The following is a 16127-nucleotide window of genomic DNA, read 5'->3' as shown; positions in this document are numbered from 1 at the left end:
TCATCCAAACGAATTGATACGGACCAAGTGATTGTCCCATTGGCAATCTGGGTTTGCCGTGATCGAGACGGTTTCGTGCAGACGCCCGAACGCTCCTGTGCCGGTTGAGAAGACCAACCCTTCGGTGCCGGTGCTGAGGCCGCAGACATCTTCCAGGATATGTGTACCCGTCAGCGCGCCGCTGCTGACGTCAAAGCGATGCAAGGTGTTGCCACGCGGGCAGGTGATGGCAACCGTCTGCCCATCGGCAGAAAAGGCGATGCTGCCAGCGTAGCCTTGCAATGCGCTTTGCAAGGCCGCGGGTGCGGAGATCAGGCGCGGTATCTCGCCGCGGCGGTGGAGCCCCAACAGCGGAGGGTGCCGTGTCAGGCTGCCTTGCCATTGCATTGCGAACCCGACCAGCCCGTCAGCATGCATTGCCAGATGACGGATCGAGTTCCTGTGCAAAGCCTGTGGCAACGCCACCTGTTCGAGTACCGCACCCGACAGATCAGTATAGGTGAGGTTGGGTCGCATCACAGGCAAGTTCAGCTTGCTGCGGCCTGTATCCGGGTGTGTCTCGATCCCGCCATTGGCAATTGCCAAAACCGCTCCATCCGGCATCAGGCGCATGTCATGGGGGCCTGTGCCGCCGGAAGGGAACTCACCCAGCCGGGCAAAGCTGTTGGCATCCCAGACGCCGATCACGCCTTCTGCCGCGTCATAGTTGTTCTCGGTGGTATAGAACCGGCTACCATCTGCTGAGAATGCGCCGTGACCGTAGAAATGGCGCCCTGTCGGAGCTTCAAGTTTTTTGATCAGCGCTCCAGTCGTGCAATCGATCACAAGGGCGAAGGTGCCGGGGCGACGGGCAAACGCGACGGCTTGAGCTTTGAACGGATGGGCAGCGGCGGCATGTCCGCGTGCGGGCAGAGGCACGGAAAACAGGATTGCCCCCTGACCATCCAAACCAGCCAGCCGATATGATCCATTCGGAAATAGCCCCGCGGCAAGAAACTCAGGGGCGCCGACAGCGGCCCAGCTACGCATGGCCGCTAGGCTGGAGGCGGCAAGCCCGGCCAGAAAGGTGCGGCGCGTGGCCATGGCTCAGTCTCCGTCCAATGAGTTGAAACCGGCGTTGATGCCAAGCGTTGGGCCAAGTTCGGTCGCGGTGATGGCGCGGATATCGTCAATCGACTGTTTGAGCGCCTCGACGCGGAGTCGGCCCTGCGGATCGGCGACTCCGGCAAATGCCGGGTCGTCCAGCGCTTGTGCCCGGTCAATGGCCCTGGAAAACGCAGCGTCCAGATCGCTGGCGATTTCGGGGTGGTCAAAGGACAGTCGCGCAGCCAGATCACGCAGGGCGACCAGAGAGAGCTCCACATGACGCAACGAGCGTTCGGACCGGCGTGCCTCGGCCCGGTTGGGGCGGGGGCGGTCAAAGGTGCCAAGCGGGCGACCAAGGCGCGTATCCGAGGTGAACTGCAGCCCGACGCTCAGAGCTTTGAACAGCTCCTGCATGGCTTCATCGCCCGAGCGATAGGGGCTGTTTCCGCCCGGTTGTGTCAGATGCGGGGCGTAGCCCTGCCAATCAGTGTTGATCGCACCAGCATTGCGGTCGATATCGGTGGCGATGGCCCGGATCAACGCACAGCGATACGCAGCACTGCCCTGTTCCCCCATAGCCGGGTCATAAAGCATCCGTTCCAGCGCGAAGAATCCCCGCCCGGCGATCGAGGTCTCGGCAAAGGCTTCGGGGTCGTTGATGGTTGCGTCCTCGGCAGCGATCAATCCGGAAAGGGCCTTTGGGGTGAACCCCTTGGTGTCCGGCCAGAAGGCTAAAGCAAAGGCGCGGTCGTCGACCTCGGTTGGACCAAAGCGCAGGTGACTTGCGGAAACCCAGGCGTCGAAAGCGGCGTTAAAGGCGGTGCGTAGTTCGGCAGAACCGGGAGTGCAATCTGCCTGTGCCGCGTGTGACAGCCCCCCGGTCGCTTCGGACAAATCGGCGAAGCGCGGCAGGATGTGATTTTCAGTCACGTCGATAAGGATTGGGGCGCGGTCTTGCGCGTAAACCGCGAATGGCAGCAGGACACTGATAAGAGCGAGGGTGCGCATATCAGAGACTTTCCAGAAAACGGATCAAGGCGTCGCGGTCGGGCTTGGGCATTGAAACCACGGTATCGCGGGCAGCCTGCGCCTCGCCCCCGTGCCACAGGATCGCTTCGATCAATGACCTTGCGCGCCCGTCATGCAGAAATTGGGTATGGCCTGAAACACGCTCAGTCAGGCCTATGCCCCACAAAGGCGGTGTGCGCCATTCCTGACCCGTGGCGCGTGCCTCGGGGCGATTGTCGGCCAGACCTTCGCCCATGTCGTGCAGCAGCAGGTCGGTATAGGGCCAGATCAGTTGAAAGCTGTGCTCGGGTCGGTCGGGCATCCGATGTGTGACATACGCGGGCGTATGGCATGACGCACAGCCTGAGATATGAAAGACTTCTTTCCCGCGCAGAACCTGAGGATCATCGATATCGCGCCGACCAGGGACACCCAGATTGCGGCTGTAGAAGGCGACGAGATCCATACCAACTTGATCGATCTCATACGCACGTGCGTCGCCATCCCCATGCGGAGCATCGACGCAATTAATCTGCGCAGTTGTGCAATCGCCATGAGGCGCGGGGAACAGAGGGCTTGAGATGCCGATATCCCCGGCAAATGCAGCCGCCGATTGCTCCATAACCGTGGGCATCCCGGCCTTATGGCCAAAACGGCCCATCATGGGGGCGTCAAATTCGGCCGACCAGATGATGTTGGGGCGTCCCGAGATACCATCGCCGTTTGCATCCTCGGGATCGGCATTGGCCAGCAGGTCCTCGACCGGGATCGCTTCGAGCAGCCCCAATCCGATCATCTGCGGGGCGACCCGAGGGCTGAGCATCGCCTCGGGGTGCAAGGGGCCATAACCCAGATCAGCGGCAGCGTAAGTCGGTTTGCGAAGCGAGGCAGTCTCACCATCCGACAACGCCACCTCGATTTCTTCGTAAGTGATGTCCAGCCGATACTCCGCCGGATGCCCGGCCAGTGCGAAATCCTGCATCTGCCCGCCATAGTTCGGTTCGGGCAGGGTGGCGATATAATCGGCGATCTCGGCGGGGGCGTCTTCTGGCGGACCCGGGATCGAAACCCGTAGGAACATCGACACGGCGTTGTCGTCGGACCCGTTCGGCGTATGCCCACGCCCGTCCTTGATATGGCAACGCTGACAGGACCGTGCGTTATACAAGGGACCCAAACCATCCGAGGCGAGGGTCGAGGAAGGCGCGGAGACCCAGACTTTCTTGAACAGACCGTTGCCAACTTTGAAGTTCAGCTCTTGCTCAAAACTGATATTGGCCGAAGGTTGAGAGAACGCATCCGCATCTGTGCGCACGCGAACTGTGGCGGCCCCTGCGGACAGCTCTTCGAACCGCTGAGGCACGCTGAAATCCTCGGGCGCTGCGGTCGCGGCTCTGATCCGCGTAGTTTCTTCTGCGGTTCTGGGCAGGGTGTTCAGGTGGTGATCCTTCAGCTGAGACGTCGTGGTGTCAGCGGAAAGGGAGGGGGTGGCCACGAACATGGCCACCGATATCAGGGCAAGCTTACTCGCCTTCGTCCATCTTGGATGCGTTGAGTTGCGCATAATTGGCTTCGCCAATCCTTTCATACAGGTCGAGCTGCGTTTCGAGGAAGTCGATATGCCCTTCCTCGTCGCTGATCAGTTCTTCAAACAGGCCCATGGACACGTAATCCCCGGCCTCGCGGCAATATTCGCGCGCTTCGACATAAAGCGTCCGTGCGTCATGTTCGGCGGCCAGATCACACTCCAGCGTTTCTTTCGGGGTCTGCCCGATACGCAGAGGGTCCAGTTTCTGCAGGTTGGGATGACCTTCCAGAAAGATGATGCGTTCAATCAGCTTGTCGGCGTGGCCCATCTCTTCGATGGATTCCTCACGACTTTTCTTGGCCATGTGGCCAAGACCCCAATCCTCCTGCAGGCGGTAGTGCAACCAGTACTGGCTGACCGCAGTCAGTTCATGCCGCAGAGATTTGTTGAGATATTCGATGACCTTGGGATCGCCTTTCATGTGCTTTCTCCTGTGATGCTCCGGACCGTAATGTACGGAGCTGCATGGGGACTTTCAGATTATCGTCTGCGCGCATTGTGTCTAGGAAAAGAGGCATGCACCCGCCACAATCCGCTGATTTTCCAAGGGCATGATAGATCTTGCCCGGGGTAATGATGGTCTGCGGGTCTGCTGTCCGCATCCAGTCGATTGCGGCGCGGATATCGTGGTCTGTGATATTAGTGCAGTGACATACAATCATGGCGACTCAGCCTGCTCATAGATATCTTAGTTAAATAGTTGGTTATTTGATTGGCGTCCAGCGATAAGGCCCAAATCTTCGTGATTGGCAGAACCGGGCGCGTATGAAACGCGCCCGGTCAGGGGGCCTAGTGAAAGACTGCCTTCGGGTTATCCAGACTGTCGGAGCCTTCGAACTCGATCTGGTTCAGTTCCAACGTAGTCACGATGCGTTCGATGGTCTTGGTCTGATCAACCAGTCCGTCGACACCACCCATGATCAGCGCTTCTCCGCCTGCGTTGCCGCGTTCGAGCATTTGGTCATAGGCAAAGCCAGCTTCGGCGGCCGTTTTGATGCGGCCCAGAGCCTGCATGGTATTTGCCAGCTTGGTTTTCATCTCCATGTCCAGCGCCGGATCGGCTGCTGTCACCAGATCCGACAACGACGCGCCCGAGACCGGAGTTCCGTCGATACGGGTATAGCTACCAAGATAGACGTTCTGGATGCCCAGTCCATCGTAGTAGTGGCTGTTATGAGTGTTATCGGCAAAACAATCATGCTCTTCTTCAGGGTCGTTCAGCATCAGACCGAGACGCATCCGTTCGCCTGCCTGTTCTCCGTATGATAGCGAGCCCATACCGGTCAGGATCGCACTGACGCCTGCGGTTTCATCCGTGGTCAGGGCAGCACGAGCATCTCCACCTTCGGCCCACTGGGCGGTCATCCATTCCAGATCGCTGATTAGCAGGTCTGTGGCAGCGCTCAGGTACTGAGCGCGGCGGTCGCAATTGCCGTTGGTGCAGTTATCGCCCTGAACATAATCTGAGTAAGGGCGATTGCCCGCGCCAGCGTCGTGGCCGTTCAGGTCCTGGCCCCATAGCAGGAATTCGATTGCGTGATAGCCGGTGGCGACATTTGCCTCGATCCCGTCGGCTTCGTGTAGCGTGTCGGACAGCAATTCGGGCGTAATCTGGCTGGCATCAATGGTCTCGCCTGACAGATCGAAGCTGGGGTTGGCGATGACGTTCAGCACCGAGAATTCGTTCTCATCGCTGGAACCACCGTAAGAGGCGTCGACGTAGTCGATCAGACCTTCGTCCAGTGGCCATGCATTCACCTTGCCTTCCCAGTCATCGACGATGGCATTGCCAAAGCGATAAACCTCGGTCTGCTGATACGGCACGCGTGCCGCGATCCAGGCGGCACGGGCAGCGTTCAGGGTGGCGTCTGACGGGTCGGCGATCAGTGCGTTCACCGCTGTTTGCAATGTCTTTGCCGCGATCAGGCTGTCTTCGTATTTTGCTTCGGCGATGTTGGCATAAGTGCTCAGAACATCTGCTTTGGACGGCGCTTCGGCCAGAGCAGCGCTTGCGATGCACAAGGTCAGGGCGCTGGTCGCGGCGAATGGTTTGGTCATGGGGCTTGGTCTCTCTGAAAAATCGGTTGGTAGTCCCGTGCCCTGGCGGGTGGGTGGGTTATTTCTTGATAGAATTAGTCAACAATGTCAACCTGAGTTTTATTGTCGGATATTTCGCCATAATTGCCCCGCCATAAATGGGGAGGGCAGGGAACTGGCGTCATTATTGCGTGGCAGTACAAATCGACTAAAATGTGCTAAATATTTTAGATGGTGATTGTTATGAAGTGCGTGGTTGTTTTTCTGTTTCTCCTTCCCGTCGCGTTGATGGCCCAAGAAGCTCAGTCGTCAAATGCGCACGCGCATGGCGTCGGGCGCTTGGAAATGACGATATCGGAAACTGAGATTGCTTTGACACTGCAGGTTCCCGGCAATGATATTGTTGGGTTTGAACGCCCCGCCGAGAATGAAGAGGATCGGGCGCGTGTCGCAGATGCGATTTCGGACCTGTCACAACCCCTTAACCTGTTCGAGCTTTCGTCTGAGGCGAGCTGCATGACGGCCTCGGCAAATGTGGCGCTGGTGGGTGATGCGTTCGGTCAAGAGGAGGCGTCGGAAAATGGTGCAGCGCAGCACAATGAATTCCATGCCGACTATTTGCTGCAATGCGAGGAAATGACGGCGATTACAACCATCCGGTTTGCCTATTTTGAGCGGTTCACAGAGGCCCGGCGGCTGACGGTTAAGCTATCCTCATCCAAAGGCACGCAGGATATCCTGGTGGAACGCGAGGCACCTCTGCTGACCTTGCCGTAGGCATCTCCGTCTCAGTTCATAGCAATACACAATCTCTCACGAAGTCGAGACCTGAGGGAAAGAAGGTTGCCTCGTGCACTTGGCGTAAGGCAGGTTTGTTGCGTCGTCCCGCCGGTACGTATCGCTGATCCCTGGTCCGTGGACGCTGAATTGATTTGAGACATGAGTTATGAACCTGCGCGATCTTCAATACGTCATTGCCGTGGCCGAGCATCGGAACTTTACGCGCGCCTCACAGGCGGTGGCGGTCAGCCAGCCGGCGCTGTCAAACCAGATCAAAAAGCTTGAGGCAGAGCTGGGCGTTGCGATCTTCGAACGTGGCAAGGATGGTGTCCTTCTGACCGGGTTCGGTCAGGAATTGCTTACTCATGCCAAGCAGGTCATTGAGATCGTGGATGGCATCGGCGATCTGGCGCGACGGCACCAGACGACTGAATTGCCCGCAATCCGTTTGGGAATGACACCGACCCTGGCCGCCTACCTGTCGCGTTACTTCCGCCAGCTGTTCGCCCAAGCCGTCCCGGATCGCAAGATCATCATTGTCGAGGAATATCCCGTCGCCCTGGCCAAGATGGTCGAGGATCGATCGGTCGATATGGCCTTTATTGCACGCAAGAGCTTTGATCAGATCTATCGTGGCTCGACCCGCCCGATGGATTTTACCTCGCTCTGGCTTGAGCCGCTGTATCTCGGCTTGCGCAAGGGCCATCCGCTTGGCCGCAAGTCCAGTATCTGGGCGCATGAAGTGCCTGCTGATCAACTGATCCGGTTTCCGATTTCGTTCGGCTATGATCTTGAGCAGGATCTGCCTGAACCTTCGGAAACAGTCGCTGAGGAAACCGGCATCGACGTCACGACCGCCCGGTTCGAAACCGTGTGCCGCTATGTGGCGCAAAGCGACGCCTGCACGATGGTCAACGCAATAGCCGCCGAGCAGTTTAAACGCGATGGATTCGGCCTGACTTTTCTGCCCTTCGACGACAAGGGCAATATGCGTGAACTGGGTGCATTGACCCGGCCGCAATACCCCAACCCGGAAATCGTCGAGATGATGGGCAAACGGATCCATCTGGACCCGCCTCAGGGAACGGTAGCATCGCGGAATGCGAATCTGGTTAAAAAGCCGGTTCCATCTGACAACTGAGGCACGAGTCTTGGTTCCTGGCGCTGCCAGCCACCCCTGATCACATCAGCCAATCGTCACAAACCGCCATCACATGGCCCTACATATTCGTGAAATCATGGCACTGAATAATGTCGAATGATCGGCGACTATCATACAACCATCAGAAATTTAACAAGTAAATTCCTACAGACCTCGCGACTTATGTGACTATTCGCGCAGGTTATGCACCTCATTCAAAGGAAGAATTTCAAAAGCTCAGGGTGACTCGCAACTGATGAGACAGCGGGCAGACGGCCTTGGTTCGATGTCCGTCCGATTTGTACTCATGCATGGAGATTCCCAATGCTTTCCGACTTTCTCGCAAGCCTGCGCGCCAGATTGCTGACGACCTCGTCACTGGCCCAGGAAACCGCCCGCGACGGCCAAACACTGACCAACGGGTTTTTTCAATCTACTGTCGTCGACAACACTCCGGCGTTTCTGCTGGACAACGATTTTGCGCGTCTTCTGAATTTCGGCCAGATCACCACCAACAATGCCGCTGCTGCAGTGGCTGTTGAAGGTGAGAATGCACAGGTGTTCAACTTCCGCACCGGTAGCATCGAGGCAAACTCGGGCCCCGAGGTGCTGGCCACGGGTATTCAGGTTTCGGGCAGCGCTGATATCCGCAACTTTGGTGAGATCGCGGGCGAATTTAACGGCGTGCAGTTCGCGGGTGCGGGCAGCTCGGGCCGTCTGGACAACTTCCGGGGCGGAGTGATCTCATCCGACAGCCGCGCGGTTGATATTCAGGGCGAAGGCGTCAGCGTTCGCAACTTTGGCGACATCATCGGTACAGGTGATCAGCGCAACGGCACAATCTATACAAACTCGACCGCCGAAGATGTCAGCATCAGCAACTTTACCGGTGGTACGATCGACGCAGGCGAAGGCAACTTTGGCGCCGGTATTTCGTTGCAGGTGGGTGACGAAGTTGGCGACCGGGTATCGAACACCCTGTTCAACGGCTTTGGTGCGACCATTCAGGGCCGTGGCCAAGAGGCGTCTAACACCCCGGGCGCAGGGGACGGTATCCGCATCAACAACGGTGCCGAGGGCACGATCTCGGAAACCGATATCGTCAATAGCGGCCTGATCTCTTCTGAAAGCAATCAGGGCACTGCAGGTGGTATCCGCATCGCCGACGGCGCAGCGGCCGAAGGCCGCATCGTGAACACCTCGACCGGTGTGATCGAAGGTGCGCGGAATGGTCTTTATATCGGCAATGCCGAGCATGATTTGGACGTTCTGAACTTCGGCACCATCCAGTCCGGCAGCCGCGCGGTCAACATCGACGGCACTGGCGTGGATCTGGTCAACGGTGGCGTCATTCTGGGCACTGACGATCAACGGAACGGTACGGTCTATGCCGATGGCACCGCGGATGATTTCTCGGTTCGCAACCTGGCCAATGGCGTGATTGACGCCGGTGAGCACAACCAGGGCTCGGGCTTTGGGGCTGAGATCGGCGGGGCCGAAGATGGCGTCAACACATTCACGCTGGAAAACGATGGTATCATCATCGGCCGTGGCAACGCCGCTGCCAATGTCGGTCTGGCCGGTGACGGTGTGCGGATCGGCAATGTCGGCAATACCGGAACAACCGATGCCACCATCACCAACACGGGCACGATCCTGTCGGAAGGGGACAATGGAACCGTTGCCGGCGTGCGTGTCGTCAATAACGTGAACTTCAAAGGTACGCTGACCAACTCGGGCTTGATCGCAGGTGTGCAGAACGGCGTTTACTTCGGGACCGGCGATCACACCGGTGGCCTGTTCCTGAACACCGGCATTGTGACTTCGGACAGCCGGGCGCTGAATATCGACGGTAACGGTCTGGAAGTTCGCAACGAAAACGACATCCTCGGTACGAGCGATCAGCGCAACGGTACTGTCTACGCCGATGCCACCGCTGACAACTATACCTTCACCAACACCGGTCTGGTGGATGCGGGTTTTGGCAATAACGGCTCAGCCGTGGCGCTGCAAACCGGTGACGTGGACGGAGACGTGGTTTCGGCGGCGATCTTCAACGAAGGCACTTTCAAAGGTCGCGGCGACGCAACCGAAGGCAATCAGGTCGGCGATGGTTTGCGTCTGTTCAGCAATGTCGAAGATGCAAGCTTTGCCGGTCTGGTTCAGAACGAAGGCCTGATCGCAGGATCGGAAGACAGCGACGCAGCTGCAGGTATCCGCATCGATGGTGGTCTGAACATTCTGGGTGCCATCATCAACGAAGGTGAAATCTCGGGTCAGGTCAACGCGATTGACGCGACCGAGGCAGGCTCAGTGACATTCGTTAACGATGACGAAGGTGTAGTAAATGGTAACGTGTTACTGGGTGCCGGAGACGACATCGTTGTAGACTTCGGTCGGATCAACGGTGTCGTCGACGGAGGAGCAGGGGATGACGTTCTGATCGCCGGTCAGGGTAACAACGTGATCGTCGGCGGCCTTGGAAACGACTTCATCGAAGGTGGTGAAGGCTTTGACACAGCCGATTTCTCGGATCTGGATGTGTCCGTCAAAGTCAGCCTTGATGCCAACGGCAACGGAACCGCCGTGCGCGACACCGGCTTCAACGTGAGTGTTGTCAATCAGGCCGTGACCGCGCCCGGTCAGTTCGGGTCGGCCATTGCGGACGGTGCCGCGTTTGTGGAACAGGCTGCGGCAAACAACCTGTACTACAACATCCACACCTCCGATTTCCCGGCTGGTGAAATCCGTGGCCAGTTGCTGGTTGATAGCGACGAAACCGTGGACGGTATCCGTACCATCAAGCTGAGCGGTCCGCTGGACGCCGCGCAGGAGCCCGGGCCGCTGTCGGATAGCGAAGCCACCGGTTTTGCCACGGCAGTTGTTGTGCAGAACCTGCACACCGGCGAGGTGAGCTATTCCAGTGAGTTGAGCGTCACTGGCCTGAACGAAGCCGATCTGCAAACCCCGATCCCGGGTGTTGTTTCGGCGATCCACCTGCACAATGCACCTGCTGGCCAAAACGGTCCGGTGGTTCAGGATTCGCTGGTGGATGCCGGTGCAACCCTCGACGTGGACGCCACAGGTGGCTCGGGTGTTGTCGGGCTGGACGTCATCGACAACCAGATCGAAACGGACATCCTCAGCTCGATCGAACGGGTTGTCGGCTCGGGTGACAGCGACACGATCGACCTGTCGGGCTTCGACGGTGTGGCAATCGATCTGGACCTCAGTGGCCCGGTACCCAGCCCTCTGGTAGACGGCGACGTAGGTCCGCAGGACGGGGCCATCATCCAGTTCGGCGAGATCGTGGCCGAGGTTGACGACTTCGAAAACGTGATCGGGTCGGAAGGCGATGACCTGATCCTTGGCAACAACGAGTTCAACGTGCTCGACGGTGCCGGGGGCAACGATGCCATCCACTCGTTCGGTGGGGCCGATATCATCATCGGCGGCGAAGGCATTGACACCGCGCTGTTCACCGCTGGGCCGGGCGTTGTTCTGGACCTTGACGAAGACGGCAACGGTGTCGCCAGCGTCAACGCGCCCGATGGGGTCACGCTGGATCAGGTCTTCGGGTTCGAAAACATCAGCGGCTCGAACAACGTGAACAGCCCGAACGGTGGCGACGACATCTTGTCTGGCAACTCGGGCGACAACGTCCTGCGCGGTCAGGCCGGTGACGACATCCTGAACGGTGAGGGTGGCAATGACGTCCTGATCGGTGGCGCCGGAGAAGACATCCTGATCTTCGAAGGTGAATTCGGCCACGATGTGGTCGAAGAATACGAGACCGGCATCGACCGTCTGGACTTCACCGATTTCGGTCCGGATTTCCGCGACAATCTGAACATCGAACAAGACGGAGAAGATGCGGTTCTGTCCTTCTCGTCCGACAACTCGGTGCGTCTGGTTGGCGTCAACGCCTCGGATCTGACTGACGATGACTTTGTCGTCTGATCACTGACCCAACGGGGTGGCGGCGTAGGTCGCCACCCTTTCACCCTGAAAAGAGATCACCGTCATGTTTCAGAAAAAATCATCCGTCAAAACAGCCTGGGCCTCGTTGCGAGGCGGCTTTTTCGCAATCGGCTTTTTCAGCCTTGTCCTTAACCTTCTTATGCTCGCCGGTCCGCTTTACATGCTGCAGGTCTATGACCGCGTGCTGACCAGCCAGAACATGGACACCCTGATCGCCCTGACCCTGCTGTTAGGCGGCGTGTTCATCGTCACCGGCCTGCTGGACCTGATGCGAGTCCGCATCCTGAGCCGGCTGGGCGCGCGGTTCGAGCTGAAGATCGGCGCACCACTGCTGCAGGCTTCGATCCGCCGCCGTCTGCAGGGCAAATCCACTGCCACGGACAATCCGTCCGCAGATATCACCGGTCTACGTGATTTCATCTCGGGCCCCACATTGATCGCGTTTTTCGATGCGCCGTGGATCCCGATCTATCTGGCGGTGCTTTACATGCTGCACCCCTATCTGGGCGCGCTTGGCCTTTCTGGAGCGCTGACCCTTACAATTCTGGCCCTGATCAACAATTCGCGCGCCGCCGGCGTCATGCAGGACGCATCCCGCGCGCGCAGCAGGTCCGACGCTTTGTTCACCGCAAGTGAGCAAAATGCAGAGCTTGTCCAAGCAATGGGGATGAATGGTGATCTCGCCCGGCGCTGGACAGCTCTGCAACAGGATGCCCATGCGCTGAAAACCCGCGTGGCCGACCGCATCGCCAGTTTCTCGGTTCTGTCCAAGACGATCCGCATGGCGCTTCAGTCGGGCATGCTGGGACTGGGCGCAGCGCTGGCCATCACCGGGCAGGCCACGGCTGGGGTGATGATCGCTGCAACCATCGTTCTGGCCCGCGCGCTGGCCCCGATCGATCAGCTGATCGGCCAGTGGCGCGGCTTTCTGGCGGCACGCGGGTCCTACAAGAATCTGCGCGCTCTGGATGAGGCATTTCCCGCGCAGCCCAAGCGTTTGGCTCTGCCGCATCCGCAGTTCTCGATCAACACGGTGATTTCTCAGGCCGGACCACCGCTGGCGCGCAATGCCACCATCGGCGATATCGAGTTTGCATTGTCTGCGGGGGACGTGATGGCCGTGATCGGTCATAGCGGCTCGGGCAAGAGCACATTGGCGCGGATGCTGGCGGGGATATGGACCCCTCAGCGCGGGGCGATCCGGTTGGATGGGACGCCCATGGCGAAATGGGATCCGCAGGATCTGGGCCACTTGATCGGGTATCTGCCGCAAGACGTGCAATTGTTCGATGGTACGATCCGCGAGAATATCGCGCGTTTTTCAACCTCGGTCGATGACGCCAAGGTGTTTGAAGCCGCCGTCGCTGCCGATGTTCATGGCCTGATCAGCAATCTGCCCGATGGCTATGACACGCTGCTGGGTGACGGTTTCCACCTGTCGGGCGGTCAGAGACAGCGTATCGCGCTGGCGCGTGCGCTGTATGGTGACCCATTCATTCTGGTGCTGGACGAGCCGAACTCGGACCTCGACGCGCAAGGTGAGCTTGCCCTGCGTAACGCCATTCGTGGCGCCAGTGCACGCGGAGCCATCACCTTCGTGATGACCCACCGTCCCAGCACGCTGGAAGCCGTGAACAAGGTCCTTACGCTCAGCAAGGGCACTCAGACCGGCTTTGGCGACAAGGATGAGATTCTGCGCCCGCGTCAGCAAACCGACCTGCCGCGACAAGAACGTCCTCAGATTACGACTCGTGACACGCAGTCGTCTGTACGGAAAGGACCAATCCAATGACCCCTACAGTTTACAACGCACCCGAACAGGGCCTTCTACGTCTGGAAGATTATAATCGGGCCGAGCAAAAGCTTCCCGGTGCAGGTATAAAGGGATTTGTGATCCTGGGACTGCTGATCGTGGCCGGGTTTGTCGGAGGTTCGGTTTACTGGGCCGCCGCCTCAAAACTGGATGGAGCGGTTGTGGCTCCGGCGTCTTTCGTGGTCGAAGGTAACCGCAAGACGGTCGAGCATCTGGACGGCGGTATCGTGCGCACGATTTTGGTCGCCGATGGGGATCTGGTTGAGGCCGGGCAGACATTGGTTGAACTCGATAGCACCGATCTGGACGTCAACCTGGACGTTATCAAAAGCCAGTTGGGCGAGTTGACGGTGCGCCGCGCCCGTTTGGTTGCGCAAATCCGCGACGAAGGCCGATTCGAACGGGCAGATGTCGATCAGATGATGCGGGTCGAGATGAACAGTCGCGACTGGCAAGATGCGTTCCTGACGCAGAAATTGCTGTTCGATGCCGAAATTCGTACGCGGACAGCCGAGAAGAATCTGCTGGATCAGCAGATCGCCAACCTGCGGGACCAGATCGCAGGGCTTCAGGCCCAGCGTCAGGCCAATGCGCGCCAGATGGACATCACGCGTGAAGAGCTTGGCAATCTCGAGACATTACAGGACAAAGGGTTGGTCGCCGCGAACCGCGTCAACAGCCGTCGGGTCGAGGTCGAGCGCCTGATCGGTGTCGAGGCCTCCTTGACCACGCAAGAAGCTCAGGCACGCAACCGGATCAGCGAATTGCAATTGGGCAGTATCGGTCAGCAGAATCAGCGCGCCGAGGCAATCTCGACCGAACTGGCGCAAGTTGAGGCGTTGTTGGCCACGCTGGAGCCGCAATATGTGGGTGCTGCCGAGCGTCGCAAACGCGTCGCGGTCACCGCCCCGGTCAGCGGGCGTGTCGTGGGCCTAACGGTGTTTACATCAGGGGGTGTTGTGCGTCCGGGTGAGTCCATTCTGGACATTGTCCCGGCCGACCAGCCTCTGATCGTTGAGGCCCGTGTGAATACGGCTGATATCGAGAAGCTGTTTGTCGGTCAGTCGACCCGCGTGCGTCTGTCGGCCTTTGATCAGGGCGAGGTGCCCGAAGCGACCGGCAGGATCACCGATATCTCGGCAGACAGTCTTGAGGACGACCGCACAGGACAGCCCTATTATCTGGCGCAGATCAAGCTGGACGAGGCGCAACCAGAACAGGTGGCCTCGCTGGAGCTGGTGCCGGGGATGCCTGCGGATCTGTTCGTGAATACTGGTGAACGTACGGCGCTCAGCTATCTGGCCCAACCGCTCAGGGACCGTCTGGCACGGACTTTCATCGAGTGATTTGATAGCCGCCGACATCTGCGTCGGCGGCTATCCTAACTGCGGGATAGAGCGCTTTGCAGCGCGCGGTAGGAGGCTTTGGGCCTCCGCTCCAGCGTCTCGAAATCCACATCGACCAGTCCGAAACGCTTTTCATATCCCAGGGCCCATTCGTAATTGTCGAGCAGCGACCATACGAAATACCCTTTGACAGGGACACCTTGCTCCTGCGCCCTACGAACCTCGGCTAGGTGTCGATCCAGATAGTCGATCCGGTTCTGATCCTGCTGACGATCCTGGCTCGCCATCCCGTTTTCGGTGACATAGATCGGCAGGTCGCCTGTGTGGTCCTTTGCAGTGCGGATCAGGAAGCGCGAGAGGGCGGCGGGATCGATCTCCCATCCCATCTGGGTCTTGGGTAGAGGGCCGGGCACCTCTTGCAGAGAGGGCCATGGCGTGTCAGCAGGCGCAATCAGTTTGCGTGTATAATAGTTCAATCCGCACCAGTCGACTGGCGTGCCGATGGTGTCAAAATCGTCCTGCCAGCCTTGGGGCAGATGAGGGGAGAGACCCTCCAGAACGTTTTCGGGATAGGCTTTGTTGAATACACCGCCCAGAAAGAAGCGATTGTAGATGCCGTCATAGAGTGCGGCAGCCGTTTGCGCCCCGGCGCTGTCGTCGGCGGGTTCAGCCCATTCCAGATTGAACACCGCTCCCAGATTGGACATGCCCAGGGCGCGCATGGTTTGAATGGCATGACCATGCGCCAATAGGACGTGATGCATCGCGCGTGCGGTGGCACGGATATCGCGCAGGCCGGGGGCGTGGTGACCTTCAAAATGGCTCAGCCAACTCACACACCATGGCTCATTGATCGGGGCGACGCTGTGCATCCGGTCACCGATGCGCCCCATGATGACCTGCGTAAAGTCGGCAAACCAGCCCGCAATATCGCGATTGCGCCAGCCGCCCAGATCGGCCAGCGGCGAAGGCAGCTCCCAATGATAAAGCGTGGCGCATGGCTTGATGCCGCGTTCCAGCAGTGCATCTGCCAACCTGTCATAGAAATCCAACCCTTCTTGATTCACCTGGCCGCGCCCCTCGGGCAGGACCCGCGCCCAGCTGGTCGAGAACCGATAGCAGTCGAAACCTGCGTCCCGGATCAGGTCGAAATCTTCTTCGAACCGGTTATAGTGATCACAGGCCACGTCCCCGTTTTCCGCATGCGCAACGTTGCCTGGGGTGGCGGCAAAACTATCCCAGTGAGTTGTGCCTGCACCGCCTTGGACATGCCCCTCGATCTGATAGGCCGAGGTTGCCACGCCAAATAGGAAATCCTGAGGAAAATCTATGCGTTTATGTTTCATA

General features: G+C 58.8%; 12 protein-coding genes. 5 read left to right on the top strand and 7 right to left on the bottom strand.

The genetic code is table 11. The annotated features are described in order from the left end of the window. The 6 genes from ACR0AZ_RS19860 to ACR0AZ_RS19835 all read right to left on the bottom strand — a co-directional run bounded on the left by ACR0AZ_RS19860 (position 1) and on the right by ACR0AZ_RS19835 (position 5740). Positions 1-1083, bottom strand: a complete 1083-nt coding sequence (locus ACR0AZ_RS19860) for a DUF1513 domain-containing protein (protein WP_480668113.1) — start codon at positions 1081-1083, stop codon at positions 1-3. Between the two features lie 3 nt (positions 1084-1086). Beyond that, entirely contained in the window at positions 1087-2094 is a 1008-nt protein-coding gene (locus tag ACR0AZ_RS19855) for an imelysin family protein (RefSeq protein WP_480668112.1), read from the bottom strand. A gap of 1 nt (position 2095) precedes the next feature. After that, positions 2096-3595, bottom strand: a complete 1500-nt coding sequence (locus ACR0AZ_RS19850; RefSeq protein ID WP_480668111.1) for a di-heme oxidoreductase family protein — start codon at positions 3593-3595, stop codon at positions 2096-2098. Positions 3596-3617: 22 nt separating this feature from the next. Further along, positions 3618-4103 (bottom strand): bacterioferritin, encoded by a 486-nt coding sequence (bfr, locus tag ACR0AZ_RS19845; protein ID WP_480470643.1) that lies wholly within the window; start codon positions 4101-4103, stop codon positions 3618-3620. Next, complete coding sequence (locus ACR0AZ_RS19840; RefSeq protein WP_480470642.1) at positions 4051-4344, bottom strand: (2Fe-2S)-binding protein; 294 nt, start codon at positions 4342-4344, stop codon at positions 4051-4053. Before ACR0AZ_RS19840 ends, bfr begins: the two co-directional genes overlap by 53 nt. A 127-nt stretch (positions 4345-4471) precedes the next feature. Next, positions 4472-5740, bottom strand: coding sequence for an imelysin family protein (locus ACR0AZ_RS19835; RefSeq protein ID WP_480470641.1), 1269 nt, complete (start codon positions 5738-5740; stop codon positions 4472-4474). A 210-nt stretch (positions 5741-5950) separates the two neighbouring features. Here ACR0AZ_RS19835 and ACR0AZ_RS19830 point away from each other — a divergent pair, with 210 nt between their 5' ends. The 5 genes from ACR0AZ_RS19830 to ACR0AZ_RS19810 all read left to right on the top strand — a co-directional run bounded on the left by ACR0AZ_RS19830 (position 5951) and on the right by ACR0AZ_RS19810 (position 14780). Then, positions 5951-6496: a ZrgA family zinc uptake protein gene (locus tag ACR0AZ_RS19830; protein WP_480668110.1), complete on the top strand. Its 546-nt coding sequence runs from the start codon at positions 5951-5953 to the stop codon at positions 6494-6496. Between the two features lie 169 nt (positions 6497-6665). After that, positions 6666-7640, top strand: coding sequence for a LysR family transcriptional regulator (locus tag ACR0AZ_RS19825; protein ID WP_480470639.1), 975 nt, complete (start codon positions 6666-6668; stop codon positions 7638-7640). A gap of 324 nt (positions 7641-7964) precedes the next feature. Beyond that, a complete protein-coding gene (locus tag ACR0AZ_RS19820) occupies positions 7965-11600 on the top strand; it encodes a CHRD domain-containing protein (RefSeq protein WP_480668109.1) in 3636 nt (1211 codons plus the stop codon). Positions 11601-11664: 64 nt separating this feature from the next. Continuing rightward, positions 11665-13413, top strand: a complete 1749-nt coding sequence (locus ACR0AZ_RS19815; RefSeq protein ID WP_480668108.1) for a type I secretion system permease/ATPase — start codon at positions 11665-11667, stop codon at positions 13411-13413. Next, on the top strand, positions 13410-14780 hold the full coding sequence (locus ACR0AZ_RS19810; protein WP_480660507.1) for an HlyD family type I secretion periplasmic adaptor subunit: 1371 nt from the start codon (positions 13410-13412) through the stop codon (positions 14778-14780). Before ACR0AZ_RS19815 ends, ACR0AZ_RS19810 begins: the two co-directional genes overlap by 4 nt. A gap of 35 nt (positions 14781-14815) precedes the next feature. Here the strand turns inward: ACR0AZ_RS19810 and ACR0AZ_RS19805 are convergent, their stop codons facing one another. Then, positions 14816-16126 carry a GH1 family beta-glucosidase gene (locus ACR0AZ_RS19805; RefSeq protein ID WP_480660509.1) on the bottom strand — a complete coding sequence of 437 codons (1311 nt, stop codon included), beginning with the start codon at positions 16124-16126 and terminating at the stop codon, positions 14816-14818. Position 16127: the final 1 nt, after the last annotated feature.

This window comes from Ruegeria sp. BE3 (assembly GCF_056538865.1).
This window is presented reverse-complemented; position numbering and strand designations above follow the sequence as displayed.